This window comes from Streptomyces scabichelini, assembly GCF_011045015.1.
In the GTDB taxonomy this organism is placed as follows: Bacteria; Actinomycetota; Actinomycetes; order Streptomycetales; family Streptomycetaceae; genus Streptomyces; species Streptomyces scabichelini.
The window spans coordinates 1-4,371 of the sequence record NZ_JAAKZY010000388.1 but is presented as its reverse complement, the minus strand read 5'-3'; the positions used below and the strand labels follow the sequence as shown (position 1 = coordinate 4,371).

1 protein-coding gene is annotated in these 4,371 nt (G+C 72.7%); it reads right to left on the bottom strand.

Annotated features, from left to right (window positions below; all coding sequences use genetic code 11):
- The coding region (locus tag G5C60_RS49655) for a type I polyketide synthase (RefSeq protein ID WP_165270741.1) at positions 1 to 4,371 on the bottom strand (4,371 nt) is incomplete at both ends.

Sequence of the window (4,371 nt, the reverse complement as noted above, 5' to 3'; positions counted from 1 at the left end):
CCAGTCGACGAACGGGGCCAGGGCCGTCTCGCACTCGTCGATCACGCGGGCGAACTCCGGCGAGGAGTCCAGCAGCCCGGCCGCCATGCCGACCCACTGCGAGCCCTGCCCCGGGAACACGAACACGACAGGTGCCCCTGACGCACGGCCCGGCTTCGCACCGGAGACGGCTGCCGTCACGCCGTCGATCTCGCGGGAGGCCAGGGCGTCCAGGCCGGCGAGCAGTCCGTCGCGTCCCTCCGTGCCGGGGACCACGGCCCTGGACTCGAAGGCGGAGCGCCCGGCGGCAAGCGAGTACGCGACATCGGCCGGGCTCAGCTCGGGCCGTGCCCGCACGTACTCGGCCAGCCGCTCCGCGGCCTGGGCCAGCGCGTCCGCCGAACGCGCCGACACCATCCACGGCAGGTTTGCCCCGTCCAGCCGGACTGATTCCGTCGGCGCGTCTTCGGTGAGCGGTTCGGCGGGGGCTTCGGCGAGGATGACGTGGGCGTTGGTGCCGCTGATGCCGAAGGACGACACACCGGCTCGTCGGGTCCTGTCGTCCGTGGCGGGCCACGGTTGCGGCTCGGTGAGTACCTCGACGCCGCCTGAGGTCCAGTCCACGAGTTCGCTGGGCTTGCTGACGTTGAGTGAGGCGGGCAGTTGGCCGTGGCGCAGGGCCATGACCATTTTGATGATGCCGCCGACGCCGGCGGCGGCCTGGGCGTGTCCGAGGTTGGACTTGAGTGAGCCCAGCAGCAGTGGCTGCCCGGTGTCACGTTCGCGGCCGTAGGTGGCGAGCAGGGCCTGGGCCTCGATCGGGTCGCCGAGCACGGTCCCCGTCCCGTGTGCCTCGACTGCGTCGACACCGGCGAACGGTACTCCGGCGTCCTGTACGGCGGCGCGGATGACCCGTTCCTGCGCGGGGCCGCTGGGGGCGGTGAGGCCGTTGGAGGCGCCGTCCTGGTTGACTGCGGAGCCGGCCACCACGGCCAGCACGTCATGCCCCAGCCGGCGGGCGTCCGACAGCCGCTCCACGACCAGTACGCCGACGCCCTCGGCCCACGCGGTGCCGTCCGCGTCCGCCGAGAACGACTTGCACCGGCCATCGGCCGCGAGCCCCCGCTGACGCGAGAACTCGATGAAGGTGTTGGGGGTGGACATCACGGCGACGCCGCCGGCGAGGGCCAGTGAGCATTCGCCGGAGCGCAGGGCGCGTACCGCCAGGTGGAGCGCCACCAGCGAGGAGGAACACGCGGTGTCCACCGTCAGCGCCGGACCCTGCAACCCCAGCGTGTAAGCCACCCGGCCGGTGGCGACGCTGCCGGCCGTGCCGGTCAGGAAGTGGCCCTCGGCCTCCTCCGGCAGCCTGCCGCCACCGCCGTAGTCGTGATACATCACGCCGGCGAAGACACCGGCGTCACTGCCGTTCAGCGATCCGGGGGCGATTCCGGCCCGCTCCAGCGCCTCCCACGACACCTCGAGGAGCAGCCGCTGCTGCGGGTCCATCGCCAGCGCCTCACGCGGCGAGATCCCGAAGAAGGCGGGATCGAACTCAGCGGCCTCGTGGAGGAACCCGCCGTGCCGCACGTAGGACGTGCCGGAGTGGTCCGGGTCGGGATCGTAGAGGCCGTCGAGGTCCCAGCCACGGTCGGCCGGGAAACCCGAGATCACATCACGCTGCTGGGCGACGACCTGCCACAGCGCCTCGGGCGAGTCCACCCCGCCCGGAAAACGGCACCCCATACCGACGATCACGATCGGATCGTCGTCCGTACGCGGTGCGACGGCGGTGACGGCCGGCGGGGCGGCGCTCTCGGCACGTTCCCGCGCGAGCGCGAGCGTGAAGTCGACGACGGCGGCCGGCGTGGGATGGTCGAAGACGAGGGTGGCCGGAAGACGCAGGCCGGTGGCGGAGTTGAGGCGGTTGCGCAGTTGCACCGCGAGCAGCGAGTCGACGCCGAAGCTCTTGAACGGCTGGTCCGCGTCGATCCCGTCCGCCGAGTCGCGGCCGATGACCGAGGCGAGCTGGGTGCGTACGAGGTCGAGGAGCAGGCGGCGGCCCTCCTCCTCGGACATCCGGCCGAGCTTGCGGCGCAGCCCGGACTCGCCGACGCGCCGCCGCGGGACTCGCACCAGCGAGCGCAGCACCGGGGACAGGATCCCGGCGAGCGCGTCGGAGCGCAGCGCGGCCGGGTCGAGGCGGGCCGGTACGAGCACCGGGTGGTCGTCGGCGAGCGCCCGGTCGAGGAGTTCGAGGCCCTGCTCGGTGGAGAGCGGGACGATGCCTCGGGTCGAGAGGGTGCCGTCGTCCAAGTGCCCGGTGAGGCCGGTGCGTTCGGCCCATAAGCCCCACGCGAGCGAGGTCGCGGGGCGACCGGCGGCCCGGCGGCGGGCTGCGAGCGCGTCGAGGAAGACGTTCCCCGCGGCGTAGTTGGCCTGGCCCGGATTGCCGAGGACGCCCGCCACCGAGGAGAACAGGACGAAGGATGCGAGTTCCTGGTCCGCGGTCAGTTCGTCGAGGTGTGCGGCAGCGTCCACCTTGGGCCGCAGCACGGCGGCGAGCCGGTCCGCGCTCAGCGACCCCACCACGCCGTCGTCCAGGAGACCCGCGGTGTGGAAGACGGCGGTGAGCCGTACGCCGGTCAGCAGCCGCGCGAGCGCGTCGCGGTCGGCGGTGTCGCAGGCGGCAATGACGACCTCGGCGCCCAACTCGGTGAGTTCGGCGGCGAGTTCCGCGGCGCCCGGCGCGTCGGGGCCGCGACGGCTGACCAGCAGCAGACGGCGAGCACCGTGCTCGGTGACCAGGTGCCGCGCGACCGAAGCGCCGAGCACCCCGGTTCCGCCGGTGATGAGCACGGTGCCGTCCGGGTCGAGCCGGGCGGCACCCACCAGGTCGGCGACGGCGGTGTGCCGGACCAGCCGAGGCGCGAGGATCGTGCCTGCCCGCAGGGCGAGCTGAGGCTCGGTGAGTACGGCCCCGGGAACGGTCTCGTCGGCCCGGTGTGTCTCATCCGAGTCCAACAGCGCGAATCGGTCGGGATGTTCGGACTGCGCGGTCCTGATCAGGCCCCACACGGTGGCCTGGGCGGGGTTCGTGACCTCGGGGCCTGCGGCACCGTCGGTCAGCACCAGCAGCCGGGAGCCGGCGAAACGGGCATCGGCCAGCCACTCCTGGACCAGGCGGAGCGCCCAACTCGCCGCTTGGTGTGCGTTCTTGGCGAGACCCGCTCCCGTACTGTCCGAGTCCTGCGATGAGCCCGGACATCGTACGGCGACCATCTGCGGTACGGGGTCCGGGACGTCCGCCAGGTCCGCGACGAGGTACGCGTCGATGTCGGACGCGGCGGCCGGGACCGGCTGCCACTCCAGCCGGAACAGCGAGTCGGCTCCGCGTCCGGCGGCCAGGTCGGCGGTGAACGGCCGCGTCGTGACGGACTCCGCGGACAGCACGGGCTTTCCCTCGCTGTCGGTGACGCGCAGGGTCACCGCGTCCTCGCCCCTCGCGCTGAGCCACACCCGCAGGGCGTCCGCGCCCTCGGTGTAGCGGGTGACGCCGGACCAGGAGAAGGGCAGGACGGTACCGCCGTCCTCGCGGAGCAGGCCGACCGCGTGCAAGGCGGCGTCCAGCGCTGCCGGGTGCAGCCCGAAGGATGTGGCGTCCAGCTCGGCGGGCAGGTTCACCTCGGCGTAGATGTCGCGGCCGGTGCGCCAGGCGGCGCGCAGGCCCTGGAAGGCGGGGCCATAGTCGTAGCCCGCTTCCACGAGGGTGTCGTAGCGGGTCTCGACGTCGATCTCGTGGGCGCCGCGCGGTGGCCACTCGACGAGGTCGAAGTCCGCGGTGTCGTCGTCGATGTCGAGCAGTGCCGCGGCGTGCCGTGTCCACGGGTCACCAAGGTCGGCGTCCTGCGGCCGGGAGTGCACGGCCAGCTCCCGCTGCCCGTTCGCGGCCGGCGGTTCGACGGTCACCCGGAGCTGTACGGCTTCGTCGGGTGGGAGCACCAGTGGTGTCTGGAGGGTGAGTTCGGCGAGCCGTCGCCAGCCCACCCGGGCACCCACGGCCATCGTGAGTTCGAGGAACGCGGTGCCGGGCAGCAGTACGGTGCCGTGCACGGCGTGATCGGCAAGCCACGGCTGCGTGTCAAGGGCGAGCCGCCCCGTGTACACCAGCCGGTCCTCCTCGACGAGTTCGACCACGGCGCCCAGCAGCGGATGCCTGACCGAGGTCAGGCCGAGTCCGCGGGCGTCGGTCGCGGCGGGTTCGAGTTCGGGTGTGAGCCAGTAGTGCTGGCGTTGGAAGGGGTAGGAGGGTAGTTCGAGGGTGTGGGCGTGGTAGGGGTTGAGGAGGGTGGGCCAGTCGATGGTGATGCCGTGGGACCAGGCGTTGGCGGC